Origin of the sequence: Micromonospora sagamiensis (assembly GCF_014680085.1) — a bacterium.
Taxonomy (GTDB): Bacteria; Actinomycetota; Actinomycetes; order Mycobacteriales; family Micromonosporaceae; genus Micromonospora; species Micromonospora inyonensis.
Genome location: NZ_AP023438.1, coordinates 1076879 through 1102808 on the forward strand (window position 1 = coordinate 1076879; position 25930 = coordinate 1102808).

23 protein-coding genes are annotated in these 25930 nt (G+C 73.7%); 5 read left to right on the forward strand and 18 right to left on the reverse strand.

Annotated features, from left to right (window positions below; translation table 11 throughout):
• Positions 1 to 124: 124 nt before the first annotated feature.
• The 8 genes from mctP to IGA62_RS04385 form a co-directional block, all read right to left on the reverse strand.
• Positions 125 to 1780: a monocarboxylate uptake permease MctP gene (gene mctP / locus IGA62_RS04350; protein WP_145821804.1), complete on the reverse strand. Its 1656-nt coding sequence runs from the start codon at positions 1778 to 1780 to the stop codon at positions 125 to 127.
• A 58-nt stretch (positions 1781 to 1838) separates the two neighbouring features.
• Positions 1839 to 2099 carry a DUF3311 domain-containing protein gene (locus IGA62_RS04355; RefSeq protein WP_145816141.1) on the reverse strand — a complete coding sequence of 87 codons (261 nt, stop codon included), beginning with the start codon at positions 2097 to 2099 and terminating at the stop codon, positions 1839 to 1841.
• 228 nt (positions 2100 to 2327) lie between these two features.
• Positions 2328 to 3542 carry a bifunctional RNase H/acid phosphatase gene (locus IGA62_RS04360; RefSeq protein WP_145816140.1) on the reverse strand — a complete coding sequence of 405 codons (1215 nt, stop codon included), beginning with the start codon at positions 3540 to 3542 and terminating at the stop codon, positions 2328 to 2330.
• Positions 3539 to 4276 carry a zinc ribbon domain-containing protein gene (locus IGA62_RS04365; RefSeq protein WP_091459639.1) on the reverse strand — a complete coding sequence of 246 codons (738 nt, stop codon included), beginning with the start codon at positions 4274 to 4276 and terminating at the stop codon, positions 3539 to 3541. Before IGA62_RS04365 ends, IGA62_RS04360 begins: the two co-directional genes overlap by 4 nt.
• On the reverse strand, positions 4273 to 5259 hold the full coding sequence (locus IGA62_RS04370; RefSeq protein ID WP_145816139.1) for a Nif3-like dinuclear metal center hexameric protein: 987 nt from the start codon (positions 5257 to 5259) through the stop codon (positions 4273 to 4275). The genes IGA62_RS04365 and IGA62_RS04370 overlap by 4 nt, the downstream gene beginning before the upstream one ends.
• 175 nt (positions 5260 to 5434) lie before the next feature.
• Complete coding sequence (locus IGA62_RS30545; protein WP_198501200.1) at positions 5435 to 5947, reverse strand: M23 family metallopeptidase; 513 nt, start codon at positions 5945 to 5947, stop codon at positions 5435 to 5437.
• 180 nt (positions 5948 to 6127) lie between these two features.
• Complete coding sequence (locus tag IGA62_RS04380) at positions 6128 to 6706, reverse strand: flavoprotein (protein ID WP_145816137.1); 579 nt, start codon at positions 6704 to 6706, stop codon at positions 6128 to 6130.
• Complete coding sequence (locus IGA62_RS04385; protein ID WP_145816136.1) at positions 6703 to 7932, reverse strand: helix-turn-helix domain-containing protein; 1230 nt, start codon at positions 7930 to 7932, stop codon at positions 6703 to 6705. Before IGA62_RS04385 ends, IGA62_RS04380 begins: the two co-directional genes overlap by 4 nt.
• Before the next feature lie 225 nt (positions 7933 to 8157).
• Between IGA62_RS04385 and IGA62_RS04390 the strand changes: the two genes are divergently transcribed.
• Positions 8158 to 8826, forward strand: coding sequence for a bifunctional DNA primase/polymerase (locus IGA62_RS04390; RefSeq protein ID WP_091459634.1), 669 nt, complete (start codon positions 8158 to 8160; stop codon positions 8824 to 8826).
• A 397-nt stretch (positions 8827 to 9223) separates the two neighbouring features.
• Here the strand turns inward: IGA62_RS04390 and IGA62_RS04395 are convergent, their stop codons facing one another.
• The 5 genes from IGA62_RS04395 to IGA62_RS04415 form a co-directional block, all read right to left on the reverse strand.
• A complete protein-coding gene (locus tag IGA62_RS04395) occupies positions 9224 to 9943 on the reverse strand; it encodes an FAD:protein FMN transferase (protein WP_145821803.1) in 720 nt (239 codons plus the stop codon).
• Positions 9944 to 10013: 70 nt separating this feature from the next.
• Positions 10014 to 10622 (reverse strand): FMN-binding protein, encoded by a 609-nt coding sequence (locus IGA62_RS04400; protein ID WP_145816135.1) that lies wholly within the window; start codon positions 10620 to 10622, stop codon positions 10014 to 10016.
• Between the two features lie 12 nt (positions 10623 to 10634).
• The gene (locus IGA62_RS04405) at positions 10635 to 12053 is read right to left on the reverse strand and encodes a ferredoxin reductase family protein (protein ID WP_145816134.1); all 1419 of its coding nucleotides are present in this window, start codon (positions 12051 to 12053) and stop codon (positions 10635 to 10637) included.
• Positions 12050 to 13429 (reverse strand): DUF1501 domain-containing protein, encoded by a 1380-nt coding sequence (locus tag IGA62_RS04410; RefSeq protein WP_145816133.1) that lies wholly within the window; start codon positions 13427 to 13429, stop codon positions 12050 to 12052. The genes IGA62_RS04405 and IGA62_RS04410 overlap by 4 nt, the downstream gene beginning before the upstream one ends.
• 8 nt (positions 13430 to 13437) lie before the next feature.
• Positions 13438 to 15564, reverse strand: coding sequence for a DUF1800 domain-containing protein (locus IGA62_RS04415; RefSeq protein ID WP_145816132.1), 2127 nt, complete (start codon positions 15562 to 15564; stop codon positions 13438 to 13440).
• A gap of 491 nt (positions 15565 to 16055) precedes the next feature.
• Here IGA62_RS04415 and IGA62_RS04420 point away from each other — a divergent pair, with 491 nt between their 5' ends.
• A complete protein-coding gene (locus tag IGA62_RS04420) occupies positions 16056 to 16313 on the forward strand; it encodes a DUF3040 domain-containing protein (RefSeq protein WP_145816131.1) in 258 nt (85 codons plus the stop codon).
• A gap of 28 nt (positions 16314 to 16341) precedes the next feature.
• Here the strand turns inward: IGA62_RS04420 and IGA62_RS04425 are convergent, their stop codons facing one another.
• Both IGA62_RS04425 and IGA62_RS04430 read right to left on the reverse strand, forming a co-directional pair.
• Positions 16342 to 17307 (reverse strand): SWIM zinc finger family protein, encoded by a 966-nt coding sequence (locus tag IGA62_RS04425; protein ID WP_145816130.1) that lies wholly within the window; start codon positions 17305 to 17307, stop codon positions 16342 to 16344.
• Positions 17304 to 20546 (reverse strand): DEAD/DEAH box helicase, encoded by a 3243-nt coding sequence (locus IGA62_RS04430; RefSeq protein WP_145816129.1) that lies wholly within the window; start codon positions 20544 to 20546, stop codon positions 17304 to 17306. The genes IGA62_RS04425 and IGA62_RS04430 overlap by 4 nt, the downstream gene beginning before the upstream one ends.
• 62 nt (positions 20547 to 20608) lie before the next feature.
• Between IGA62_RS04430 and IGA62_RS04435 the strand changes: the two genes are divergently transcribed.
• On the forward strand, positions 20609 to 21481 hold the full coding sequence (locus tag IGA62_RS04435) for a carbohydrate kinase family protein (RefSeq protein WP_145816128.1): 873 nt from the start codon (positions 20609 to 20611) through the stop codon (positions 21479 to 21481).
• A gap of 62 nt (positions 21482 to 21543) precedes the next feature.
• Here IGA62_RS04435 and IGA62_RS04440 read toward each other — a convergent pair whose 3' ends face one another.
• Positions 21544 to 22029 (reverse strand): DinB family protein, encoded by a 486-nt coding sequence (locus tag IGA62_RS04440; protein ID WP_377464416.1) that lies wholly within the window; start codon positions 22027 to 22029, stop codon positions 21544 to 21546.
• Positions 22030 to 22245: 216 nt separating this feature from the next.
• On the opposite strand from IGA62_RS04440, the gene IGA62_RS04445 reads away from it, so the two are divergent.
• The gene (locus IGA62_RS04445) at positions 22246 to 22449 is read left to right on the forward strand and encodes a hypothetical protein (protein WP_091459625.1); all 204 of its coding nucleotides are present in this window, start codon (positions 22246 to 22248) and stop codon (positions 22447 to 22449) included.
• 13 nt (positions 22450 to 22462) lie between these two features.
• On the opposite strand, the gene IGA62_RS04450 is transcribed toward IGA62_RS04445, so the two are convergent.
• A complete protein-coding gene (locus IGA62_RS04450; protein WP_145816126.1) occupies positions 22463 to 23602 on the reverse strand; it encodes a polysaccharide pyruvyl transferase family protein in 1140 nt (379 codons plus the stop codon).
• Positions 23603 to 23793: 191 nt separating this feature from the next.
• On the opposite strand from IGA62_RS04450, the gene IGA62_RS04455 reads away from it, so the two are divergent.
• Positions 23794 to 24729 (forward strand): phosphotransferase, encoded by a 936-nt coding sequence (locus IGA62_RS04455; protein WP_145816125.1) that lies wholly within the window; start codon positions 23794 to 23796, stop codon positions 24727 to 24729.
• 228 nt (positions 24730 to 24957) lie between these two features.
• Here the strand turns inward: IGA62_RS04455 and IGA62_RS04460 are convergent, their stop codons facing one another.
• Positions 24958 to 25755 (reverse strand): alpha/beta fold hydrolase, encoded by a 798-nt coding sequence (locus IGA62_RS04460; protein ID WP_145816124.1) that lies wholly within the window; start codon positions 25753 to 25755, stop codon positions 24958 to 24960.
• Between the last annotated feature and the right edge of the window lie 175 nt (positions 25756 to 25930).

Below are 25930 nucleotides of genomic sequence, written 5' to 3' on the forward strand. Positions count from 1 at the left end.
CCCGGGTGCCCGGCCCAGTACCGAACGTCCACCTGGCGCAGCCGCGCGGGTGGTCGGGGTGGGAGGTGGATGCAGGGGCCCCCTGTTACCGCTTTCTGATGAGGAGGGGGCCCCTGCAGGCACCTCAGGCGACGGGCTCCGGGGCGGCGTCGGCGTCGGCGGTCGGGCCGGGGGTGACGCGGGGGTCGCCCTCGTCGGCGAAGTAGTCGTCGGGTGTGGTGCCGTCGGTGCCCTCGGCCACCTTGGCGGCCCGTAGCAGGAGCGTGCCGAGGGCGGCGACGAGCAGGTTGACCAGTACCGCCACGATGCCGACGTAGATCGTCTTCTTGGTGTCGAAGCCGAACTCGGCCAGCGGGAAGGCCGAGCCGCCGAAGTGCTTCCGACCGGTCGCCGCGTTGGGGATCTGGTAGAGCATCCACATCCCGAGCCCCATGCCCGCGGCCCAGCCGGCGATCAGCGCGCCCCGGTGGAACCAGCGGGTGTAGAGGCCGAGCGCCACGGCGGGCAGTGTCTGGAGGATGATCACTCCGCCGATGAGTTGCAGGTCGATGGAGAACTGCGGGTCGAGGAAGACGATGCAGGCGACCGCGCCGACCTTCACCACCAGTGAAGTGATCTTGGAGACGTGCGCCTCCTGTGCCGGGGTGGCGTCCCGCTTCAGGTACTCCTTGTAGATGTTGCGGGTGAACAGGTTGGCTGCCGCGATCGACATGATCGCCGCCGGCACCAGGGCACCGATGCCGATGGCCGCGTACGCCACACCGGCGAACCAGTCCGGGAACGCCTGGTCGAACAGGACCGGCACGACGGTGTTGCTGTCGACCGTGCCCTCCTTCGCGCCGGGCAGCGGTTTCACCCCGGCGGCGATGGCCATGTAGCCCAGCAGCGCGATCAGCCCGAGCAGCAGACTGTACGCGGGCAGCGCGGACATGTTCCGCTTGATCACATCCCGGTTCCGGCTGGCCAGCACGCCGGTGATGCTGTGCGGGTAGAGGAACAGCGCCAGTGCCGAGCCGAACGCCAGGGTGACGTACTGGAGCTGGTTGTTGGCGCCCAGCAGGATGCCGTCGTTCGGGTTCTCCGAGGCCGCGAACTTCGCGTCCGCCGCGTCGAAGATCTCCCCCCAGCCGCCCAGCTTGTAGGGCAGGTAAAGCACCGCCACCAGAATGACGATGTAGATGAGGGTGTCCTTGACGAACGCGATCAGGGCGGGTGCCCGCAGCCCGGACTGGTAGGTGTAGGCGGCGAGGATGGCGAACGCCACGATGATCGGCAGGTGCCGGGCCAGCGCGCTCTCCCCGCTCACGCCCATCGTCTTGAGCACCGCCTCGATGCCGACCAGTTGCAGCGCGATGTACGGCATGGTGGCGACGATCCCGGTGATCGCGACGAGCAGGGCCAGCACCGGTGAGTCGAAGCGCCTGCGGACGAAGTCGGCCGGGGTGACGAAGCCGTGCCGGTGCGACACCGACCAGAGCCGGACCAGCACCAGGAACACCATCGGATAGATGACGATGGTGTACGGCACGGCGAAGAACCCGGCCGCACCGGCACCGAAGATCAGCGCCGGCACCGCGACGAAGGTGTACGCCGTGTAGAGGTCACCGCCGACCAGGAACCAGGTGATCCAGCCGCCGAAGCTGCGCCCGCCCAGCCCCCACTCGTCCAGGTGGGCCATGTCCTTCGGTGCCCGCCACCGGGCCGCGACGAAACCCATCGCGCTGACCAGCAGGAACAGCAGCGAGAACACGATGATCTCGGTGAGGTGGTCACGCCACATCACGGCACCACCTTCGTTCGCGACTGCGGGGCTCGCCGGCCCGGCTCACTCCTCGCGCTCACCGGCCACCCCGCTTCCTGGTCGTCTGGTAAACCAGCGTGGTGGTGGCGACGCCGAGCAGGATGTACGTGAGTTGGAGCCAGTAGAAGCGCGGGAACCCGAGAATCCGGGGCGAGTCGCCGTTGAACAGCACGGGGATCAGCGGTACCACGATCGGGACGAAGAGCAACCAGTTCCAGGGGCTGTGGTCCTTCGCCCGGGAACGTGCCGTGGTCGGCGGCCGGGTCGTGGTCGGCGGCTCCGGGTCGGTCGCGGCCATGGGCGCACCTCCGGGAGGTCGTAGTGCAGAGACGGCCCGGAGGTTATCGATGCTGTGACTACCGTCACCTTTTGTCGCCGAACACTGCGCTCAGCGGTCTCCCGGCTGCGCCGAGCGGCACGTCACCCGTCCACCGCGCATCGGGTCGGGTGGTTGCAGGGGACCCCTGCTCGACAAAAAGCGGTAACAGGGGACCCCTGCTACCACCTCACCCCGCCAATCACCCGCTCAGCCGAGGTGGGCGGTGTCGTTGACGGAGCGGACGGCCACCCCGCCGTCGGCCCAGACGTCGAGCACCGACACCCCGGCCGGGTCGAGGTAGAGCCGGTGCAGGAAGGCGTCCCCGGCAGCCAACGCGTCCCGAAGAAGGATCTTGATCGGGGAGACGTGCGAGACCACCACCACGGTCTCCCCCGGGTACGCGGCGAGCAGCCCGTCCAGCGCCCGGCGCACCCGAACGGTGACGTCGGCGAACGACTCCCCGTCCGGCGGGGCCACCGCCGTGGAAGCGAGCCAGGCGTCCAGCTCTCCGGGCCACTCCTGGCGTACCTCGGCGAAGGTGCGTCCCTCCCAGGCCCCGAAGTCGCACTCGACCAGGTCGTCGGAGGTGCGCAGCGGAACCTTGCCGAGCGCGGCGGCGATCGGTCGGGCGGTGGCCGTACAGCGGGACAGGGGTGAGCTGACCACGGCCGCGACGGTCGGCGCGAGGGCGGCCACCCGGACGGCGGTGGCCCGGGCCTGGTCCCGTCCCCGCTCCGACAGTGGCACGTCGCCCCGGCCGGAGTAGCGGCGCTGCGCGGTCCACTCGGTCTGACCGTGCCGGACCAGGATCAGCCGGGTCGCCTCGCTGGTGCCGCGCGGCTCCCACGAGGCGGGTACGGTCGCCGGATCGGTGCCCGTGGTGGCCTTCGCCCCGGCGCGGGCGGCGGCGTCCCGCGCGGCGGCCCGGGCGGGCGAGTCCGGGGCGGCCACCTCGCGGGGCGGCTCGACGATCCGGGGAGCCGTGACGGTCGGACCGGACGGCGCCCGGCCGGCGGCGGCGTCCATCGCGGCGTTGGCCAGGGCGTCGGCGTGCCGGTTGCGTTCCCGGGGGATCCAGGTGAAGGTCACCGCCGCGAAGCGGCGGACCAGCACGGCGGCCTCGGCGGCCAACGGACGCAACCCCGGGTTCTTGATCTGCCAACGGCCGGACATCTGCTCGACGACCAGCTTGGAGTCCATCCGCGCCTCGACCCGGGTCGCGCCGAGCTCGGCGGCGGCGGTCAGCCCGGCGATGAGGCCCCGGTACTCGGCCACGTTGTTGGTGGCGGTGCCGATCGCCTCGGAGCGTTCGGTCAGCACCTCACCGGTGGTCGCGTCGCGGACCACCGCGCCGTAGCCGGCCGGGCCCGGGTTGCCCCGGGAGCCCCCGTCGGCCTCGACGACCACCGCGGCCAGGCTCACAGGCCGGATTCGTTCGTGCGGACCATGATCCGACGACATTCCTCGCAGCGGACCACCTCGTCCGGGGCGGCCTTGGCGATCCTGGTCCGGTCGGCTCCGGAGAGGTCGAGGCGGCAGCCGCCGCAGCGGCCCCCGCGCAGCAGGGCCGCGCCCAGCCCGGTCGACTCGCGGATCTTGTCGTAGAGGGTGACCAGCTCGGCCGGCAGGTCGGCAGCGAGCGGCTGCCGGGCGGAGCGCCGGAACTCCTCCTCCTTGGCGATCTCGGCCAGGCTCTCGTCGCGCCGCCGCTCGGTCTCCGCGCGCTTCTCGCGCGCCTCCGCCAGGCGCTGCTCGACCCCGTCGAGGACGGCCTGCGCGGTCTCCCGCTGCTCCATCAGCTCCAGCTCGGCGTCCTCCAGGTCGCTCTGCCGCCGGTTGAGCGAGGTCAGCTCGTGCTGGAGCGCCTCCAGTTCCCGGGCCGGGCCGGTGCCGGCGGCGAGCCGATCCTCGTTACGGCCCTTGCGGGTACGGACCTGGTCGACGTCCTTCTCCAGCCGGGCGATGTCCCGGTCGAGGTCGTCCACCGCCACCTGGGCGCGGACCCGCTGGTCCTCCAGGGTGGACAGCTCCCGGGCCAGGGCCTCCAGTTCGGCGCGCTCGGGCAGGGTGCGCCGACGGTGGGCGAGCTGGGCTAGGGCGGTGTCGATCGCCTGGAGGTCGAGCAGGCGGCGTTGGACTGCCGGTTCAGCCTTCACGGTCGGGGCTCCTTGTCGTCCACGGCGGGGTGGAGGTCGTCCTGGTCGGGTGCGGTACGGCCCCGGGTGGTCGCGGTGGCGCCCGGGACAGGGGTGTGGTTCTCCTGCGGCGTCGCCACCGGCACCGCCCCGGTGGGCGGGACCGGGCTCGCGGCGTGCACGCTCCACGGGTCGGTGTCCAGGTCGGACACGTAGGTCTCGACGTCCAGCGCCGCCCGCAGGTGCGCGGCCAGGTCGTCCAGCCAGGGGCGCTCGGTGGCCCAGTGCGCGGCGTCCAGCAGCGCCGGACCGCCCTCGGCCAGGTGTTCCCCGGCCGGGTGGTGGCGCAGGTCGGCGGTAAGGAACGCGTCCACCCCGGCGGCGGTCGCGTCGGCGAGGAACCCGTCGCCCGCGCCGCCGCTGACCGCGACGGTGCGGATCACGCGGGCCGGGTCCCCGGCGGCGCGCACCCCCCAGGTCGTCGGCGGCAGCACGGTGGCGGCGTGCCGGGTCAGTTCGGCGAGCGTCATCGGACGGGGCAGATCGCCGATCCGGCCGATGCCGCGTCCCCCGCCGTGCGCCGGGCTGCCCGGGGCGGGCGGGTGCAGCGGGCGGAGCCCGGTCAGGCCGAGCCGGGCGGCGAGCGCGTCGGAGACCCCCGGGTTCGCCACGTCGGCGTTGGTGTGCGCCACGTAGAGCGCCACGTCGGCGCGGATCAGCTGGTGCACGATCCGGCCCTTGTACGTCGTCGGCGCGACCGAGGAGACCCCGCGCAGCAGCAGCGGGTGGTGCGCGACGATCAGGTCCGCCCCGACGGCGAGCGCCTCGGCGACCGTCTCCGGGACCACGTCGACCACGCAGGCGACCCGGCGGACGACGGCGGCGGGCTCACCGAGCACCAGTCCCACCCGGTCCCACTGCTCGGCCCAGGCCGGCGGGTAGCGCCGTTCCAGCAGGGCCACCACGTCGGCGACCGTCGGTGGTGGGGATCCGCTTGTGCTCACGGCGGGCCAGCTTACCGGCGTCGGGCCGGGCTGGGCGCGACCCGGCTCGCAACACGTCGCTTCCGGGCCGTGGCGGGTCGCGCCGACGCCGTGTGAGCAGGGGCCCCCTGCTACACAGAAAGCGGTAACAGGGGGCCCCTGCTCACACCCGGGCCGGCCGGCCCGGGTAGGAGGATCAGGCGTAGTAGTTGACGCTGACCGGCCAGGTGCCGGTCCACGGGACCCAGCCCTGGATGGCGGCCGAGATCCCCACCCGGGTGCTGCAGTTGATCACCTGGAAGTGCAGGTGCGGTGCGGTGGACGCCCCGGTGCTGCCCGAGTAGCCCACGATCCGGCCCTGCGGGACCCAGTCGCCCGGCCAGTAGAAGGACTGGTTCAGGTGCGCGTAGTGGGTGCACGTGCCGTTCGAGTGCCGGATGATCACCTCGATGCCGTTCTGCCAGTACGGCGACCAGTCCGAGTAGACGATGGTGCCGGCCTGCGAGGCCGACACCTCGTAGTTCGCCGGGAGACCGAAGTCCCAGGCGTACCGGTTGTAGGCGTCGGTGTGCGAGAACGAACCCCCCGGCCCCTGTGTCACCATGTACGACTCGCCGGCGGGGTACGGCAGTTCGTAGTAGTAGTTCGCGGCCGAGGCCGGCGTGGCCCCGGTGAGCGTGAGCGCGGCGGCGGTTACCACCGCGCTCACCACGGCGGCCACCCTGCGTACAACCTTCGATGCGCTCTTCACGGTCTCCCACTCCTGTGCAACCGACGGAGATTCAGCCCCGTCGTTCGACAACCCTCGTGGCATCTAAGCAAGCGACACGAGAATGATCAATGTCAGCTGAGCCAGGAAGGGGCTACCTAGCGCGACCGGGGTCGACGCCTACCGGACTGTGGGGCAGGCCGGGGCGGGCAGCGCGCCCAGGGCCCGCTCCCAGGGGAAGGTGTGCAGGTGGCGCTCACCGGTGCCGGGTGCGTGCAGGGGGTACACGTCGTCGCCGAAGAGCACCGTGACTCCCCACTCCCGTAGGCGGTCCAGGGCCGTCCGGAAGGCCGGATGGGTCGCCATCGCGTTGTTGGTGAAGGGCACCGCCACGATCGGCACGCCGAGTCCCTGCGCCTCCACCAGCAGGCCGAGCGCGAGCGTGTCGGTGATCCCGGCCGCCCACTTGTTGACCGTGTTGACGGTGGCGGGACAGACCACCATCGCGTCCGCCGCTGGCAGGACGTCCGGGTCGCCCGGGCTCTTGTAGTTGGTACGGACCGGGTGACCGGTCAACCTGGCCAGTGCCGCCGGGTCGACGAACTTCGCTCCGTCCGGTGTGGTGACCAGGCAGACGTCCCAGCCGTCGGACTGGGCCAGCTCGACCAGCCGGCCGACCCGGCCGGCCAGCGGCGAGCCACAGACGATCACGTACAGCACCGGGCGGCGGTCGTTCGCCGAGGGGACGACCGCGTTCATATTCCGACTCCCATGTGTTCAGCCAACTCCGCGATCGGCGAAGACGGCGCACCCCGTGTGCGACGCAGGATGTCGGACATCACCTCGTGGGCGATCGGACGGCATCGGATCTCGGACGGCGCGAGCCGGTCACCCTTCAGCAGCATCTCCCCGGCGCTGGCCAGATCGCCGATCTGGGCGAAGCCCCGGGCGATGTCGAGCATGTGGTGGGCCCGCCGCTCCGGCAGCAGCGCGTTGAACGCCGGCAGCTCGATGGTGTGGTGGGTCTCCACGGCCCGTCCCCCGTCACCCAGCTCGACGGCGGCGGCGGCCCGGTGCAGCTTCAGGTTGGTCGGCCCGAAGCAGGTCCAGTAGTGGTTGTGGTCCCCGCCGAGCCGGTTCGCGGCCTCCTGCGCGCCGTCGAGCAGGTCCTCCACGGTGGCCGAGTCGCCGCTCCGGGCCGCCGCCATCGCTCCCTGGAGCAGCAGCATCCCGTAGACCGAGAGGCGTTCCGGGCTCTCCTCGTTGCCGCCGCCCGGGGCGAGCCGGTTGGCGATGCGTACGTTCAACTCCAGCGCGGAGCGGGCCCGGCCCATGGCGAGCAACGCGTTGCCGACCCGGGTGGTGGCGATGCCGGCGAGGAACTGGTCGTCGGCGCGCTGGGAGACCGCGAGCGCCCGGTCGGCGGCGAGCCAGGCCAGTTCGCACTCGCCGAGCTTGCGCAGCACCGACGAGGTGATCTGGTAGATCTGCCCGAGCAGGTGGGCCGCCTCGCGCCCCTGGTCGTCACCGCCGTACGCGGCGTCGGCGGCCTGCGCGTCGCGCAGCAGCTTCGGCAGCGCCCGGGTCAGCATGCCGTACCGGCCGTACTGGTAGGTGAGCCAGGCGTGGGTCACCGCCTTGCGCATGTCACCGAGCATCGGCGGGTACGGCACCGCGTCGAAGTACGCACTGAGCGCGTCGTACCGCTCCAGGGCCGCCCGGATCTGGTCGACCTCGACCTGGTCGATGCAGTTCAGCGCGTCGCTGCGCCGCTCCGGGTCCTTGCCGACCAGCAGTTGCACCTCGACCTCGAGGATGTCGGCGATCTCGTAGAGGACGGAGAACTTGTCGAGCCGACGGACCCCGCGCTCGATCTTGTCGACCCAGCTCTTGGACTTGCCCAACCGATCGGCGAACACCTGTTGCGACATCTTGCGTCGCCCACGCCAGTAGGCCACCCGCCGCCCGATCGGTAACTCGTCCATCTCCGCTCCCTTCCTGCCCGGCATCTTCCGGGAGTTCCACCACAGGCGACAATCCGTCAGGTCTGGTTTGTCCCGGTCGCACAGTCTGTGCGGCACTCGTCCGACCGGACCCCATAACTTCCGTGCAACTTGCAATTCGCCTGTCGCAACGAGCACCGGTGACGGTAGTGACGGGGCTCGACGCCCGACGTGACCGGAACGTGACACCCGAGAGGAGCACACATCATGTGGGGGACCGTCGGACCGCGCGTCGTTCATCTGTCGCCACTGGAACGGGTGCGGCTGCGCCGGATCGCGGTCCGGTACGCGATGCACGGCTGGGAGGTCACCCCCGGCGCCTGCCTCGCCCGCAGCCGCTTCGTCTGTGGCCGGGCCGGCTGCCCGACCGTGGGCTGCCACCCCGCCCTGGAGAACTGGGAACTCGCCGCCAGCACCGATCCGGCCCGGGTGGCGACCTGGTGGCACAACCGTCCGCACGGAGTGCTGCTCCCCACCGGACGGGCCTTCGACGTGCTGGAGGTGCCCTCGTACCTCGGCCAGCACGTGCTCGACGCGATCTCCGACCATCCCGCCGACCGGTCACGTGGTCCGGTCGCGGTCACCCCCACCGGGCGGTGGATGTTCCTGGTCCTCCCCGGCGACCCGCTCCGGCCCGAACTGGACCACTGTTTCCACGTCGTCCGGCACGGGGTCGGCTCGTGGATCCCCGCCCCGCCGACCCGGCTGCCGGAGGGACCGGTGCGCTGGGCCCTCGCCCCGGAACAGGCCCGCTGGCGGCTGCCCGACTCCTACCTCGTGCAGAAGGTGATGGTGGACGCGTTGCGGGCCACCGGCATCGCCCTGACCGCGGACCTGCTCCCCGGTCAGCTCCCTCTCCCCCGCCGCGGCTTCTGACCCGCGCCACGTCCCGCCGGGGCGGCGCATCGTTGGTCCAGGTGGGGGCGCGGTCGCGCCCCGATCGGGGGAACGATGTCCATCGACGATCCGGCCCGGCGAGCCGAGGGGGCCGACCCACCACCGCACCGGCGGGCGTACCGCCGGGTCGTCACGAGACCGGCCGGCTCCCGCCCCGGCCGCCCACGTCCGTTCGGCACCCGTCCCGCCGGCAGCCGCCGCCCGCCCCGCTGAGGCCCACCCGCCTCCCGAGCCGTCCGGCGCGTCCCGTCCGACGGTCCCCGGCGGCGACGGGCACGGCAGGGTCAGGCGGCGGGCGCGGGCACGGAACGGTCAGCCACGGGAACGGGCACGGCACGGGACGGTCAGGCGCAGGAACGGGCACGGCACGGGACGGTCAGGCGGCGGGCAGGCGCGGTGAGCGCAGGCACCGTCCGGTGTCGGTGACCACGGCGTGTTCGTGCCCGGCCAGCCGACCGAGCCAGCCCACCCCGGCCGAACCCATCGCGACGGCCGCCGTGGCGTAGGCGTCGGCCACGCCGAGATCCGGGCCGACCACCGTCACCGAGCGCAGCCCCCGGGCCGGCTCACCGCGTCGCGGGTCGAGCACGTGGTGCCCCCGCTCGTAGACCCCGGAGGTGGCGACCGCCAGGTCGGTGCCGGTCAGCACGAGGAAGGTGGCGGTACGGTCCCACGGATGCTGGATACCGATCCGCCAGGGGCGGCCGGCCGGGGAGAGGCCGCGTACCCGGACGTCCCCACCGGCGTTCAGGCAGTGGTTGGCGGCCCCGGCGGCGAGCAGCCGGTCCGAGGCGACCTGCGCCGCCCAGCCCTTGACGTAGCCGGACGGGTCGAAGGCTCCGGTGGCGTACGCGTCGAACCAGCCGTCCGTCGCCCCCCAGAGGTCCGCGCAGCGTTCCAGCACCAGCCGCAGGTCGGGTGACGCCTCGGAGAGCAGCACCTCGCCCCGGTCGAAGCGGGACACCTCGCTGTCGGCCCGGTACGTGCTGAACCGGGCGTCGACCTCACGCAACCAGCCGAACACCTCGTCGGCCAGGTCGTCGAGGGTGGCCCGGGGCAGGTCGTCGGCGAGGTCCAGGCTGATCGGCGTACCCATGACCTGCTCGACCCGGCGCAGGCCGGGACGGACCGCGGGTGGGGCGGCGGCGGTGCGGGACGCGGCCATCTCAGCGCCGCGCGGCGTCGATGGCGGCCTGCAACGACTGCTGGTACGCGTCGCTGGTCGCGGTCGCCCCGGAGACCGTGTCCAGGTCGGCGTCCTGCCGCCGCACCACCTCCCCGTCGGCGCCGCTGTACCGGTCGTCCACCGACGAGCTGCGCCGGTCGGACTCGGCGGTCTCCTCCGGCAGCTCCAGGGCGACCACGTCGACGATCCGGTCACCGGCGAGGACGATCCGCACCTGCACGTTGCCGTACTCGTTGCCGACCACCGGACCGTTGACCGTACGCCTCGTCGACGGCGGGGCGGTGGTCCGGCGCGGGGTGGGCGCCGCGCTGGTCGTCCGGCTGCCCGGGGCGCGCGGGCTCCGGCCCGCCGCGGGCGTGGACGGTTCGTCCGACGCCCCGGCGCCGGTGGAGGCCCGTGGCGCTGGGGTCCGACCGGGGCTGGCCGGCGCGGAGCCGGTGGGCGTCGGACCGGCGGGCGCGGGGACCACCGGCGGACGTTCGGGTGCGGCGATCTCGGCGACCCGGCTGGTCTCCGGCGCGCCCTTGAGCACGACCAGCAGGGTCGTGCCGGCGGCCAGGCCGGTGACGGCGAGGAACGCGCGACGCATGGGAGAACCTTCCTACAGCTCGAACGTGGCGAGGTGGATCTGGCGGCGGGGCACGCCGGCCCGGCGCAGCGCCCGCACCGTCGAGGTGACCAGGCCGGGCGGCCCGCAGAGCCAGACGTCCCGGTCGGCGAGGTCCGGCACGAGCTGACGCAGCCCCTGCGGGCTCATCATCCGCCGGGGACCGGGGTCGTCGCGGGAGCCGATGACGTACCAGACGTCGGTGCCGTGGGCCTCGGCGAGCCAGTCCAGCTCGCGGTGCAGCAGTACGTCGGCCGGGGTCCGGGCCCGGTAGATCAGCGCCGCGCCCGGCGGCAGTTCCTCCAGCAACGCCCGGATCGGGGTGATGCCGCTACCACCGGCGATCAGCAGGGCCCGGTCCCGGGTCCGGTGCGCGGCGGTGAAGACGCCGGAGGGGCCCTCCGCCCAGACCCGGGTGCCCGGCGCCAGGTCGCGCAGGCCGGCGGTGTGCCGACCGACCACCTTGACGGTCAGGCGCAGCCACCGGCCGTTCCCGGCCGCCGACGGGGAGAACGGGTGCGCCTGCCACCAGCGGCCGGGGGTCAGAAAACGCCACCGGAAGAACTGCCCCCCGCGCAGGTCGAGCAGGTTCAGCCGGCGGCCGGTCAGGTAGATGGAGACGGTGTCCGGGTTCTCCGCGACCACGTCGGCGACCCGCAGGTCGTGCCGGAGGGTGAACCGCAGCGGCGCCACCACCCGGCCCCATGCCAGCGCGGCGGCCACCAGCACGTACGCCACGATCCAGCCGGTGCGGACCGGCCCGGGGCGGAAGAGCTGCTGGCCGTGGGCGAACTGGTGGCCGAACCCGAGCAGCAGCACCAGGTAGCTGGTCAGGTGCAGGTGGTGCCAGAGTTCGTAGGGCAGGGCGGTGCGGACGGCCCGGATCCCGGTGAAGCCGAGCAGGGCCAGGATGCCGGCGGCGGCGAACGCGGCGAGCATGTCCTCGTAGTCGCGCAGCAACACCCCGGCCTCGGCCAGCACCGACTGCTTCTGCAACCGGGCGTAGCCGGTCAGGGTCAGCGACACGTGGGCGAGCACCGCGGTCAGCAGGGTCACCCCGATGTCCCGGTGCCAGCGGGCGATCTGCTCGCCGCCGAGGTGACGTTCCAGCACCGGCAGGCGGCTCATCAGCAGCACCTGCACCAGCAGCAGGTATCCGGCGACCAGACCGGTGATCCGCCCGGCGGCGGTCAGCGTGGCGGTGGTGGTGCGCAGAGAGTCGTCCGGGGTCTGCCACCACCAGGGCAGCACGGCCAGGGCCAGCCCGGCCCAGAGCACCGCGAGCACCGCGCGGCGGCCGGCGGGCCCGCGCCGGGGTGGCACCCGCGGTGGTACGGACGCAGCCGACCGGCCGCCGGAGCGGGACATCGTCCCGCCGCGACGGCCGGCGGCGTGCGTACGGGGATACGTCACGCGTACAGCTTGATCGGGGTGTACTTCATCCGGGGGAAGATCTTGTCCACCTCCGCGTTGGTCAGCCCGAAGCGGCCCTGCGCGACCGAGCCGTAGACGTTGAACATGTTGTTGTACTCCGGCACGTCGCCGCTGTCCAGGTCGTCGAGCCCCTGCCAGGTGCCGAGCAGCGAGCCGGCGAGCTTACGGCCGGACAGGATGGTCACCACCCCGCCGTGTCCGTGGTCGGTGCCGCCGCTGTTCGAGGCGACCCGACGGCCGAACTCGCTGGAGACCATGACCGTCACGTCGGCGGCCCGGTCACCGAGGTCGGTGAAGAAGGCGGCCATCGCCCCGGCCAGCTCGTTGAGCCGACGCCAGAGCTGACCGCCCTCCCGGGTGCCCTGGTTCTCGTGCGTGTCGTAGCCGCCCATGCCGATGGTGGCCACGCGCACGTTCGCACCACCCTTGATGAGCTGGGCGAGCTGCTTGAACGAGTTGCCGACGCCCTGGTACTCGACCCCCTCGGCGGCCTGGTACGGCGTCGCGGCGAGCTTCTGGGCGGTGGCGAGCGCGCCGAGGCCGTCCTGGACGGCCTCCTCGACCGGGTGGTTGATCCCGGTGAAGAGTCCCTTGATGGCCTTCTCGGTGGCGGCCCGGTACTTCTCGTCGCCGTTGAGCCGCAGCGAGCCGACGCTGCCCAGCGAGAGCGCGCCGTTGTTGCCGACCAGCGACCGGGGCAGGGTGCTGCCGATGCCGACGCTGCGGAACGCGGTGCCCTTGCCGAGGTGGTCGACCAGGCTGTCCAGCCAGCCCCGGCCGCCGGTCTCGCCGGGCAGGCCGCCCAGGTTGCAGGCGTCCGCGGCCTGGAAGTGGCTGCGCGACAGCCGCTCGTCGGAGACGGCCGGGACGAAGCCGAGCTGCCCGGCCCTCAGCCACTTCTCCAGCGGCTTGAACGCGCTGGTGAGCTTGAAGCCACGGGACAGGGCGAGGGAGTCCTCGGCGAGCAGCAGGTCGGGGCGGGCCTTGCGGAGCACCGGGTCCTCGGCCGGGGCCACCAGGCTCAGCCCGTCCAGTCCACCGTAGAGGAAGACGTGGATCAGGGTGCCGGTCTTGGTCGCGGCGAAGGACGCCGAGGTGGTGACGAACTGGGCGGTGGCCAGCGCGGTGGCGGTGGCGGCGGCCCCGGCGACGAAGGTCCGCCGGGTCACCCCGCGGCCGTCCTGCTGGGCCTCCTCCTCCGCCTCCAACCGCAGGTAGCGGTCCCGCTCGGCGGCGTTCTCGGCGGCCACGACGTCGGCCTCCGCCCGCAGCAGCGCCTCGGTCGGGTCGTCCGCCAGCCGCCGCAGGTCCGGGCATTCGGGGTGCAGGGGGTACGAGTACACAGTCTTCTCCATCGGGTGCCTCACCGGAGGTGGTGCTGGGGGGACGCGAGGATCGCCCGCGCGACGGCGGTGACAGCCCCGTTGAACGACGCGTCGACCCTGGTGCCGGCCGACACCCCGGCGACGCCGAGGATGAGTGCCTTCTCCCGGGCGGTCAGCTTCTGGTGCACGAGGCGCTGGGCGAGCGCGTCCACGTACGCCCCGGCGGTGGTCGGCGGCTTCGCGACCAGCCGTTCCGGCTTCACGTAGGAGAACTCCCGGCGGTAGCCGTGGATCACGTCACCGACCTCGTTCCAGCCGTTGACCATCGTGCCGGCCGAGGTCCAGGCGACGTAGACGTCGGGGTACCCGTCCGGGGTGGGCTGGCCCATCGGGTAGTGGCCCAGTTCCCGCAGCTTGTCGGCGATCCGGCGCAGTCCCCGGGCGTACGGGGTGCGCTTGCTGTCGTCGGACTTGTAGTCGGCGGACTCCTCGGGCGAGACGCCGAGCACCCGGTACGTGGCGATCAGGTACTCCATCGGACGGCGGACCTTCTGCCCCACCGACGCCCAGAACTCCGAGGAGCTGAACAGGGTCATCAGCACCGGCTTGATCAGGCCCTTGTTCGCCGTGTACGTCTTGGCGAGCCGGTCCACGAGGGTCTTCGGCGGGGTGTCCGAGACGAAGCGGGTGGCCAGGCTCTGCGCGACGTACCGCGCGGTGGAGGGGTGCAGCGCGAGGTAGCGGATGTACGCGTCGATCGCCGCGTCGGCCTTCTTCGGGTCCCGGGAGTTGTTGGCGTGGGTGAAGCCGAGGATCTTGACCTTGCCGACGTAGTGCCGGTCCTCGCGGAAGACGTACTCCCCGTCGGAGACGCCGCGTCCGGTCTGGAGCATCGCCGCCTGCCGGACGTCGGACTCGGTGTAGCCACCGTCGACGCCGACCGAGTACAGCTCCAGGTTCTCCCGGGCGAGGTTCTCGTTGACCGCGTCGGCGCGGGAGTCGTTCTGGTTGAGGTAGAGCAGCAGCGCGGGGTGCTTGTTCGCGGCGACCAGCATCTCCGGGTAGCTGGTCAGGGCGTACTTGCGGACCACCTCGACGTCGAAGGAGTGCCGGTACACCTCACCCCCGTCGAAGTCGGCGGCGACGTGCAGGAAGTCGTTCCAGAAGTCGACCATCACCTCGAACAGCTGCCGCTCCGACCAGATCTGCCGGGCGATGGTGGCGTCCACCATCTCCTTCTCCGGCTGCGCGCCGCGCTCGTTGAGCTGCTCGCGCTGCTCGCGGAGCTGCTTCGGGGTCATCCGGAGGGTGGGCAGTTCGCTGAGCTTCAGCTCCGCCTTCGTCGGGGCGATCTTCTCCGGGTCGAGCTGCCAGCGCAGCCAGGCGTCGATGCCCATCCGCTCGATGTCGGCGAGCACCTTGGGCGTCGCGCCGAAGGTGGTCCGGGTGGCGAGGTGGCGGACCGGGTCCTTGGCCAGCACCGTCTTGACGGTGACCTCGGTGGCGGCGGAGGCGGCGGCCGGGCCGGCGAACGTACGGCCCCCGGCCGGGGTGTTCTTCTTCAGCGCCGCACCGGCCCGGGAGCCCATGTAGCTCTCGTTCTGCTCGGTGTAGGTGCGCACGGTGCTCGGCTGCTGGCCGCTGGGGCGGTTCACGTTGCCGTCGGTCACCTTGGCGCCGGTCGCGTCGCCGGCCGGGGCGTCGTCACCGAAGAGGCCGCGTACCTGCGGGGTCATGGCCAGCGCGGCGCCACCGGCGACCACCGCGGCGGTCCCGCCGAGGGCGGCGAGGGCCCGGCGGCGGCTGCGACGGCGACCGTCCGCCTCGTCGTCGTCCAGGTTGGGGAGTCCGGGATCACCACCGGGTCCCGGTCCGCCGGGGCCGGCCGGGCCGATCCACTGCGGCCCTCGGCGGGCGGTCGACGCACCCGCACCGGGCCAGGAGGCGGGTGCCGGCTGCGCCTGGCCCGGCCACGGGGCGTACGACGCCCGGGGATCGCCCGGTTGTCCGGCGTACGTGTGGTGCGGATCGGTCGACCCGGAACCGGACGGGGCGTACGGCGGGGCCGGGTACGGGTCGTGGTACGCGTCCGGGGTGGGGTGCTGTCGTCCGTCCCAGCGGCCCTCGTCCCGCGGCCGGCGTGGTGGCACGTTCTGGTCGGCCATGTACCAATCCTGTTTTCTGCTGAATGGCCACCCGGGACCGGCGTCGGTTGCGGTGCGACGGTGCTGGGCGGCTGCTGCCTGGAGGAGGTTGCTACGGCAAGGTAACCAAGCGGTAGAGGGCCATCAAGGTGCGCGAACGCGGCCGCGAGGGCCACTTAAGACAGGCTTGCAGGAGGGTTCGGGCGGGTGGGATATCCGCCGGTCCGGTCGCAGCCGTGCCGAGCAGGCCCGACCCGGGCGCGGACGTCCCGAACGCGACGTTTCCCCGGGTCAGGGCGCGGACCGCCCAGGTCGGCGGCACAGTGAAAATTAAGGTTCCACTAAGTCGACGCTGAGGCGCCCCGATCCGTCGGGTCCGGGCCGCCCGGGGTCGGTACGCCCCACGCCGTCCGGGCCCGCCCCTGGCAAAGGAAGCAGCAGGAGGGGCGTGAGCCGCCACCGCAGCGGGTATGCCGCCGGACCGCTGAACCGCATGAGGGGAAGGCACCGCCATGCTCAGCAAAGAGGATCAGCGCAGGTTCGAGCAGATCACCCGGTACCTCCGGGAGAGCGACCCGGCGTTCTTCGCCCGCCTGGACCAACGGGCGCGGGCGAACCGGGGCCGCTACCTGGTGCTGTTGACGATCGTGCTGTGGGCCTCGCTGCCGGCGATGACCGTGCTCGCCGGCCGGGTGGCCGGTGCGATCTGCGCCGTGGTGCTCCTGGCCAACTCCGCCCTGTTGTGGCGCTACCGACGGCGATGGCTGTGACGTTCCGCCGGCACCACCGGGGCCGCCGTCACCCCCGGTCGGCGTCGGGAGCATCCGCACCGGACGGGCCGGGGTCGGTCGCACCGAAACGCCGGTACGCCCGGCGCAGCCGCTCGGTCAGGCCCGGCCCGCCGAGGTCGCTGTCGGGCGGCCCGAGTTGACGCAGCAGCAGCTCCGCATCGGTGACCAGGGTGGGCGGCCGGTCGGGCAGGGGCACCGGCGGCAGCCAGAACCGGTCCACCTGGTCGGCCAGGGCCGGGGTGGGCAGGTCGCCGAGCACCCGTGCCGTACCGGCCGCGCGGGGTGCCGCCGACCCGGTCGTGGAGGTGGCGGCCGGCCGCCCGGTGGCCGGTCCCGTCGACGTGCCGGCCGGCGCGGTGGTGGCCGGGCCCTGGGCCCCGCCCCGTAGGGCGCGGAGCCGGTCGAGCAGCTCGTCGCGGCCCCGGCCGCGCCAGTGCAGCAACCGGAACGGGTCGGCGTCGAACGCCTCGGCCAGCAGGTAGAAGGTGGCCGCCAGGTGCTTGCAGGGCACCGCCACGTCGGGACAGGAACAGCGCTGGGCCAGCTCGTCGACACCGGCCGGGAACAGGGGCGCACCGGCGGCGGCGAAGAGCTCCTCCAGTTCCCCGGGAAGGTCACCGGCGAGCAGCCGGGCGCTGAAGAACGCCTGCCCGGCCAGGGCCTCCTCCAGGCGCGTCCAGACCGGTTCCGGAAACCGGGCCAGCTCGATGCGGACCTGGTACGGCCGCGGCCGGGAGCCCTGCACCTCGGCGGTGACCGCGCCGGGTGCGACGTCCAGGGTGAGCACCTGGCCGGCGCGGGCGTAGGCGCGCCCCCGGGTCAGCCGGGTGCCCAGCGCGAAGGACTCCAGCACCTCCAGGAACCGCCGGGACCACCAGGACTGTCCGATCGCGCCCCGGCTGCTGCGGGCGCGCAGTCCACCGGAGACCCGGCGGGGCGGACCGTAGTCGGCGAACCGGTCGGCGGGGCTCACTCGACCACCGCCTGGGGGGCGAGGGTGAACAGGTCGCGCAGGTCGGCGGTGGACAGTTCGGTCAGCCACTGTTCGCCGCTGCCCACGACCCGGGCGGCCAGCCCACGCTTCTCCGTGATCATGGCAGCCACCTTCTCCTCCACGGTGCCGGCGCAGACGAACTTGCGGACCTGGACGCGGCGGCGCTGCCCGATCCGGAACGCCCGGTCGGTCGCCTGGTCCTCCACCGCCGGGTTCCACCACCGGTCCACGTGCACCACGTGGTTGGCGGCGGTCAGGGTGAGCCCGGTGCCGCCGGCCTTGAGGGAGAGCACGAACAACGCGGGGCCGTCCGGGGACTGGAAGCCGGTGACCATCTCGTCCCGGTCCGCCTTGCCGACCCCGCCGTGCAGGAAGAGCACCTCCCGGCCGAACCGGGCCGACAGGTGCCCGCGCAGCATGCCGCCGAACTCGGCGTACTGGCTGAACAGCAGCGCCTTCTCCCCCGCCGCGAGGACCTCGTCGAGGATCTCCTCCAGCCGGGCCAGCTTGCCCGACCGGCCGGGCAGCGCCGAGCCGTCGCGCAGCAGGTGGGCCGGGTGGTTGCAGACCTGCTTGAGCTTGGTCATGGTGGCCAGCACCAGGCCGCGCCGTTCGATGCCGTCACTGGACTCGATCTTCGCCAGCATGTCGTCGACCACCGCCTGGTAGAGCGCGGCCTGCTCGGCGGTGAGGTTGCAGAGCACCTCCATCTCCAGCTTCTCCGGCAGGTCCGAGATGATCGACGAGTCGGTCTTGAGCCGCCGCAGCACGAACGGTCCGGTGACCCGGCGCAGCCGGCCGGCGGTCTCCTCGTCGCCGTGGCGCTCGATCGGCTCGGCGTAGCGCCGGCGGAAGGTGGCGGCCGGGCCGAGCAGGCCGGGGTTGGCGAACTGCATGATCGACCAGAGGTCGGCGAGGCGGTTCTCCACCGGGGTGCCGGTGACCGCGATCCGGTGCCGGGCGGGCAGCGCCCGCACCGCCTCGGCCTGCCGGGTCGCCGCGTTCTTGATCGCCTGTGCCTCGTCCACCACCACCCGGTGCCAGTCGACGCCGGCCAGGGCGACCGCGTCCCGGGCGGCCACCGCGTACGTCGTGACCATCAGGTCCGTGTCGTGCACCGCCTCGGCGAACCGCTCCCCCCGGGCCCGGTCCGCGCCGTGGTGCACGTGCACCCGCAGCTTCGGGGTGAACCGGGCGGCCTCCCGCTGCCAGTTGCCGACCAGCGACATCGGGCAGACCAGCAGGGTCGGCCCGGCCTCCGGCGGGTCGGCGGCGAGGAGCGCGAGCAGCTGCACCGTCTTGCCGAGCCCCATGTCGTCGGCGAGGACCGCGCCCAGCCCGAGGGACTGGAGGAAGGCCAGCCAGGCCAGCCCCCGTCGCTGGTACGGCCGCAGCTCGCCGGTGAAGCCCGGTGGCGGGTCCAGCGGGGTGAGCCGCCGCTCGGCCTGCCCGGAGAGCAGGTCGCCGAGCGCGCCGTCGGCATTGATCTCCAGCACCGGCAGGGCCGCGTCGTCGCCGTCGGCGAGGCCGAGCCGGAGCAGGTCGGCCACGGTCAGCTCACCGGAGGTCCGGAGCAGGCGCAGGCCGGTGGCGAGCCGCTTCGGGTCCAGCTCGACCCACTGCCCCCGTAGCCGGACCAGCGGGCTCTTCCGTTCCGCCAGCGCGACCAGCTCCTCGGCGGTCAGCGGCTGGTCGCCCAGGGCCAGCTCCCACCGGTAGTCGACCAGGGCGTCCAGACCGACCCCGCCGGCGGTCGCCACGGTGCCCGGGGCGGTCCGGCTGCGGGCCTGCAACCGCGCGCCGAGCCGGGCGGCCGGGCGATGCCACCAGCCGGGCAGCAGCACCCCGAAGCCGGCCGCGTGCAGCACCGGGGCACCCTCGCGGAGGAAGCGGTGCGCCCCCTCGGCGTCGAGTTCCAGGGCCTCCGGCGTCGCGGTGCGCAACGCGCCGTCCAGCTCCGGCCAGAGCCGGCTGGCCCGGCCCAGCTCGGCCAGGAGCGTCTCCTGCGGGGCGTCGACCCGGTCGGCGAACACCGTGGCGCTCTCCGGGTCGTGCCAGATCGGGCCGGCCCCGACCAGCAGGCCCGGCTCGTCGGCGGCCTGCAACCCGAACTCGAGCCGCCAGGTGCCCGGATCGACGGTCCCGTCCGGCTCGGTGCGGATGTCCGGAGCGTGCGCGTCGTCAGGAAGGAACTCGGCGTCGAGGGCGAGGGTCAGGTCCGGGGCGGGCGGTTCGGTCAACCGGAAGCTGGCCCGGACCGGGTTGCCGACCGCGTCGCGCTGCCAGGCGTCCAACCCGGCACGGAGCGCCGCGCGGTCGGCCGGGTCGACGGTGAACCCGCCCCGGGGGCCGGTGAGCGCGGTCAACCAGGCGGCGACCGGGTCACGCCGCCCGGTGCCGGGCAGCCGCAGACCGTCCAGGGCGGTCCGGGCGGCGGCGTCGGTGAGCGCGTCCAGCGCGTCGGCGACCACGTCGGCCGGACCCGGCCCACCGTCGGCGACCACGTCGGCCGGAGCCGGCCCACCGTCGGCCCCCTGTCCCGGCCGGATCGACGGGCCACCGCCGGACCGGGTGCCGTCGGTGGCCCGTCCCGCCGGGCTCGTCCGACGGGCGGTGACGACCGGCCCGGCGGCGCGCGCCGACGGCGGCAGGGCCAGCGTGAGGGCGCGCGCCCAGCCGGCGTCCACGCCGGTGAGCAGGGGATGCCAGCAGGCAACCCCCCTGCTGGTGAGGCCCCGGCCCGGCCGGTCGTCGTCGGCCACCACGGGCAGGACGCGACCCCGGGCCACCAGGTCGGTGGCGAAGGCGGCCAGCTCGGCGAGGTGCCGCAGTCCGGCCCCGGGCACTGCGGCGTACCCGTCGACACGGCGGAGCACGGCGAGGGCGTCAGGCGGGGCGTACGCCAGGATGGGCACCCGCCAGCGGGCCAGGGTGACCGCGCCACGGGCCGGGTCCACGGCGGCGGTGCGGACCAGTTCCGGCGAGTCGAGCGGCGCGCCGCCGCGGGTGGGCAGGGTGAGCGCCACCGAGTCGCGACTGGCGGACGTGGCGGCCGGACCGAGCGCGGCGGTCAGCGCGGCGTGGTCGGCGGCGAAGGGGTGCGGACGTTCCCGGGGCGGACGGCCGGCGCGACGGGGCGGACGCGCCGGAGCGGTGCTCTCCTCGGCCCAGAGGGCGAGCCCGACGCCGACCAGCCACACCCCGTGTACGACCAGCACACGTCCCCCCTCGTCTCGCCCCGGCACAGGATAGTGAGGCGGTACGGGATAGCGTCGGCGCCGTGTCCGACCTTCTGGTGATCGGCGGTCTCGGGGTGGACGTGCGGGTACGGGTGCCCGCGCTGCCGCTGCCCGTGGTCGACTCCCTCCCGGTGGACCCGGTCGACCTGCGGATCGGCAACACCGGCACGGGGGTGGCGCTCGCCGCACACGCGCTCGGGCTGCGGGTGACCGTGGTCGACGTGGTCGGCGACGACCCACCCGGCGACGTGGTCCGGGCGGCGCTGTCCCGCACGGGCGTGGCGACGGTGCTGCGGACGGCTCCGCAGGGCACCCGGCGGTCGGTCAACCTGGTCGACCCGGCCGGACGCCGCATGTCGCTGTACGACTCGCGCCCCTGGCAGGGGCCGCCCCCGTTCGCCCCCGACGAGTTGGCCGGACTGGCCGCCCCAGCGGCCCACGTCCATCTGTCGATCATGGACTGGGCGCGCGACCTGCTGCCGACCCTGCGCGCCGCCCTCCCCGAGAACGTGCGGGTCTCGACGGACCTGCACGACTGGGACGGCCGGAACCCCTACCACCGGCCCTTCGCCGAGGCTGCCGACCTGGTCTTCGTCAGCGGGGTACGGCTGGGCGCGGCGGCGGCCGGGACCGCCGCCGGGCTGGCTCCCCGGACCGTGGTGGTCACCCACGGCGCGGACGGCGCGACGCTGTACCGCCCGGACCACCCACCCGTACACCTGCCGGTGGCGACACCACCCGCGCGGGTGGTGGACAGCAACGGCGCGGGGGACGCCTTCGCGGCCGGGTTCGTCGCCGGCCGGCTACGCGGCGACACCCCGGAGGCGGCGGCCCGATACGCGGCCGAGGTGGCGGCGGCGGCCTGCACCCACGACGGCATGGAGTACCCGTCGGGACTGCTCCCGCCGCCCTGAGCACCGTCTCGGCGCGGCCGGTTCCCGGCTCCGGACCACGTCGCCTGCCGGCCCGGTCGCGGTCACACCGCTCCGGTCGCCCCGTCGGTCAGTTCCCGCAGGATGTCGGCGTGCCCGGCGTGCCGGGCGGTCTCCTCGATCATGTGCACGTAGATCCAGCGCAGGTTCACCTCGCCGAGCTGCGGCTGCGGCACCACGTGGTCGAGGGGGAACCGGGCGGCGACCTCCCGGGACCGGGCGCAGGCCGCCTCGTACGCGGCGGCCAGCGCCTCGACGGTGTCCTCCGGGCCGACGGTGAAGCTCTGCCGGCCCGCCTCGGCGGAGAACACGTGCTCCTCGCCGGGTTCGGGGGCGAGCAGCCAGGGAAACCAGTTCGCCTCCACCATCGTCAGGTGCTTGACCACCCCGGCGACGGTCGTGTCGGAGGGCACCAACCGGCGGGTCGCGTCGGCCGTGGTGAGGCCCCGCAGCTTCTTCAGCACGACCCCGCGGTGCAGGTCGAGGAAGGCCGCCAGCACGGACCGCTCGTCGCCGGTACGGGCGATCACCGGAGCGAGGGTCGGATCGATGGACGGGTGGATCGAGGTCTCGGCCATGCGCCGACCGTAGTGGGGACGGCGGACACCCGGCGGCCCCTTTTCACGCTCCGGAAGCGCCACTTCCCCGCCCGGCACCCACCGTACGACGTGCCCCGTCGGGTGCCGGTGGTCCCCCGTCACGGCATAGCCGTGCGGGTCGACCATGGTGGGTGCAGGATGGGGACCATGGCATCCACGGCAGAGATTCCCCTGGTGGGCGGCGCCTTCGACGGGGAGACCATCACCGTCGAACTGGACCCGAACGGCCGCCCGCCGTTGACCCACCACCACCTCGGCGCCGCCGGGCTGGCCGGCGCGGAGATCTACGAACTTGAGTCTGCCGAGGGCGAATCCGCGTGGCGCTACTGCTGGCGCGGCCCCGCCACCTGAGCCGGAGTGACGCTCAGGCGGTGACCCGGGCGAGGGCGCGGGAGCGCAGACCGTCCAGCACCGCCCGGGTCACGTGGGAGGTGCTCCGGGCCTGCTCGCACATCTCCGCCACCCGCAGGGAGACGGACTCGGCACGCCTGTCGCGTTCGTCCCAGAGCCGGTCGACCTCGGCCAGCAGCGGGCCCTCGACCTCCCGGGCCACCCCCTTGAGCGCCGGCACGCCGAGCCGCTGGGCCAGGTCGAAGACCTTCCCGGCGTACGGCAGGGGCAGGAACGGGATGTTCGCCATCGCCGCGAAGATCAGGAAGTGCAGGCGCATCCCGACGGCCAGGTCGAAGTGACGCATCAGCCCCAGCACCTGCGGCGGTGAGTAGTCACCGTGCAGGATCCGGCCCCGGTCGGCGGCGGTCATGTGGGACATCACGCCGTGCGAGTGGCGGATGTCGTCGCGTTCCATCGGCACGAAGACCACGTCGGCGTCGATCCGGTGCACCAGGAAGTCGCCGACCTGGGCGAGCAGCCGGTGGTACGCGTCCACGTCCAGCCGCTCGGCGGCCCGGCCCGGTTCCCGCACACTCATCCCGACCAGCCGCTTGCCGTCCGGTACGCCCTCCTCGCGCAGGAGTCGGGCGGGGAAGTCCTCCGGTTGCAGCAGGAACGCCGGGTCGGCGGTGACCGTGATCGGGGTGAGCAGGCCGGCCTCCTCCAGGACCACCCGGGACTCCTCGTCCCGTACGGTCACCTCGGTGGCGCTGGTCAGCGTCTCGCGGACCATGCCGCAGTCCACGGCCTCGGTCAGCGGCCCGACTCCGACCGCATATGTCAGCAGCGGCAGGCCGCGTTCCTGGGCGACCCGGACCACCCGCAGGTAGCGACGGGCCTCCCGGTCGTAGAGGATGCCACCGCCGCCGAGGATGAGCAGGTCGAGCCGGTCGAGGACCGCCGCCGAGTCGACCCGGCTGACCCCCTCCCAGGGCACCGCCTCGACACCCGGATGGTGGGTCCGGGTGTGCGTGGGATTGCGGGAGAAGACCACGATCCGGGCGTGCGGCTGCTGGCTGCGCAGGTCGGTCAGGAGGGCGGTCAGGATCGCCTCGTCCCCGAGGTTGCGCCCCCCGTACGAGCCCAGCACGCCGATGGTCAGCTCCCCCATGCCGCCCCTCCCCCGCCGGTTCCCCACCGCCTACCCGTCGCTGCCCCGGCCATGCCTGGTCGCGGGGTGCCGGTGCCGACCGCCGGGGCGACGGGTCGTACCACCCGCGGGAACCGGACGCGACGGCCCGCCGGTCGCAACCGGCGCCAATCCGCTTGCCCGGCCGGGGCCGGCCCGGTCACCGTGGACCGATGAACGCCACCACGAACAGCCGGATCGGCTGGACCGACCTGCCCGCCGGGGTGCGGGTGGCGGTGGAGCGGATCATCGGGGGTGAGGTCGTGGCGGCGGTGTCCCAGCCGGGCGGCTTCTCCCCCGGCACCGCCGACCGGGTGCGCACCGCCGACGGCCGACGGGCCTTCGTCAAGGCGGTCAGCTCCGCCCAGAACGACCGCAGTCCCCACGTGCACCGTCAGGAGGCCCGCAACGTCGCCGCCCTGCCCGCACACGCCCCGGTGCCCCGGCTGCTCGGCTGCCACGACGACAGCACCTGGGTGGCGCTGGTCTACGCCGACGTCGACGGCCGCCACCCGGTCACCCCGTGGCACGCCGACGAGTTGGCCGCCGTCCAGGACACCCTGGTGGTGCTGGCCGGCGTGCTCACGCCCGCGCCGGCCGCGCACGCGCCCACCGCAGCCGAGAACCTGGGGTACGACTTCGCCGGCTGGCACCGGATCGCCGCCGACCCGCCGGAGGACCTCGCCCCCTGGGCGCGGGGGCACCTGGCCGCGCTGTGCGCCGCCGCCGACCGGGGCCTCGCCGCGCTGGCCGGCGACACGCTCTGCCACCTCGACGTACGGGCGGACAACCTGCTGGTCGACGCGGCCGGACGGGTGACGGTGGTCGACTGGCCGTGGGCCTGCCGGGGGCCGGCCTGGCTGGACAGCGTGCTCCTGCTGATCAACGTCGCGCTGTACGGCGGGCACGACCCCGAGGCGCTGCTGCGCGCCGGGCCGCTGACCGCCGACGTCGACCCGGACGCGGTGACCGGCGTGCTCGCCGGGTTCGCGGGCTTCTTCCTGGACGCCGCCCGGCAGCCCGCGCCGGCCGGCATCCCCACGGTACGGACGTTCCAGCGGGCCCAGGCCGACGCGCTGCTGCCCTGGCTGGCCCACCGCCTGCGCTGACCGGCCCCCACCGACCGGCCCCCACCGGCCGACCCGGCGCGCGGACACCCCTCGCCGCCGGAGGTGGTTGCAGGGGCCCCTTCCTACCGCTTTTTGTCGAGCAGGGGTCCCCTGCAACCACCTCCGGCAACCACCCTCCGGCAACCACCTCCGGCAACCACCCTCCGGCAACCACCTCCGGCAACCACAAGGGCAGCCGGGCCGGTGACGCGGCACCGGCGGAGAGGATCAGCCGGGTGGGCGGACCGGGTGGGTGAGAAAGGGCAGCACGACCGCCGACAGTGCGGGTGAGCCGACGATGTCGTGGTGGGTGTGGCCGGGCAGGACGGCCAGCCGGGACGCGGGCCGGTCGGTGCCGTCCGGGCCGGCGTCCCGGTGACCGCCGCCGAGCAGGCCGAAGAACTCCACCATGTGGGCGGTCCGCACCGCGTCGGCGTCGGCGAAGACCAGCAGCGTCGGTACGGTCAGCGCGGCCACCTCGGCGGACCAGTCGTAGTCGCGGCGCAGCAGGGCACCGAGCTTCGTCCAGAGCACCGGCCAGTCCTGCGGTCGCGGCGCGACCCGCGTGTGGTGCGCGTACGTCGGTGACGCCCGCGCCTCGACGGCGGTCGCCTCCCCCATGGCCGCCATGCCGGTGAGCACCCGGGGGTACCACCCGTCGCGGCGGTACGGGACGGAGACGCAGACCAGCCGTCGGACCAGCCCCGGATGCTGGATGGCGATCCGGAGCGCGACCGCGCCGCCGAGGGAGTACCCCAGGACGTCCGCGCCGGGCAGCCCGAGGTGGCGGAGCAGCGCGGCCACGTCGTCGGCCAGCGTCTCGTGGCGCAGTGGACGGTCCACGTCGGGCGTGCGTCCGTGCCCCTGGAGGTCGACGGTGATCACCCGACGGTGGGGGGTGAACGCCGGCAGGAGCGGGGCGAACATCTCCCCGGAGCCGATTCCGCCGTGCAGCAGCACCAACGGCGGCCCCGCGCCGTGGCACCCGTGCCACAGGCGTACCCCGTTGACGTCGGCGTAGCTCATGGTCCCCTCCGGCTCACGGATCGGTGGGCCCTCAGGGTTCCCCTCGACCGGCCGGACAGTCCGGTTGGTTGCGGTAAATCGGTTGCCCGGATCCCACCAGATTGATGCACTCCGGGCAGGAGACCACCGACCAGGGAGAACGCAATGCGAGCAGTCGTGTCCACCCCACAGGCAG

Coding starts and splice junctions, on each gene's coding strand:
- mctP (WP_145821804.1), bottom strand. CDS start 1,780: ATGTGGCGTGACCACCTCACCGAGATCATCGTGTTCTCGCTGCTGTTC.
- IGA62_RS04355 (WP_145816141.1), bottom strand. CDS start 2,099: ATGGCCGCGACCGACCCGGAGCCGCCGACCACGACCCGGCCGCCGACC.
- IGA62_RS04380 (WP_145816137.1), bottom strand. CDS start 6,706: ATGAACGCGGTCGTCCCCTCGGCGAACGACCGCCGCCCGGTGCTGTAC.
- IGA62_RS04385 (WP_145816136.1), bottom strand. CDS start 7,932: ATGGACGAGTTACCGATCGGGCGGCGGGTGGCCTACTGGCGTGGGCGA.
- IGA62_RS04390 (WP_091459634.1), top strand. CDS start 8,158: ATGTGGGGGACCGTCGGACCGCGCGTCGTTCATCTGTCGCCACTGGAA.
- IGA62_RS04395 (WP_145821803.1), bottom strand. CDS start 9,943: ATGGGTACGCCGATCAGCCTGGACCTCGCCGACGACCTGCCCCGGGCC.
- IGA62_RS04400 (WP_145816135.1), bottom strand. CDS start 10,622: ATGCGTCGCGCGTTCCTCGCCGTCACCGGCCTGGCCGCCGGCACGACC.
- IGA62_RS04410 (WP_145816133.1), bottom strand. CDS start 13,429: ATGGAGAAGACTGTGTACTCGTACCCCCTGCACCCCGAATGCCCGGAC.
- IGA62_RS04415 (WP_145816132.1), bottom strand. CDS start 15,564: ATGGCCGACCAGAACGTGCCACCACGCCGGCCGCGGGACGAGGGCCGC.
- IGA62_RS04420 (WP_145816131.1), top strand. CDS start 16,056: ATGCTCAGCAAAGAGGATCAGCGCAGGTTCGAGCAGATCACCCGGTAC.
- IGA62_RS04445 (WP_091459625.1), top strand. CDS start 22,246: ATGGCATCCACGGCAGAGATTCCCCTGGTGGGCGGCGCCTTCGACGGG.
- IGA62_RS04450 (WP_145816126.1), bottom strand. CDS start 23,602: ATGGGGGAGCTGACCATCGGCGTGCTGGGCTCGTACGGGGGGCGCAAC.
- IGA62_RS04455 (WP_145816125.1), top strand. CDS start 23,794: ATGAACGCCACCACGAACAGCCGGATCGGCTGGACCGACCTGCCCGCC.
- IGA62_RS04460 (WP_145816124.1), bottom strand. CDS start 25,755: ATGAGCTACGCCGACGTCAACGGGGTACGCCTGTGGCACGGGTGCCAC.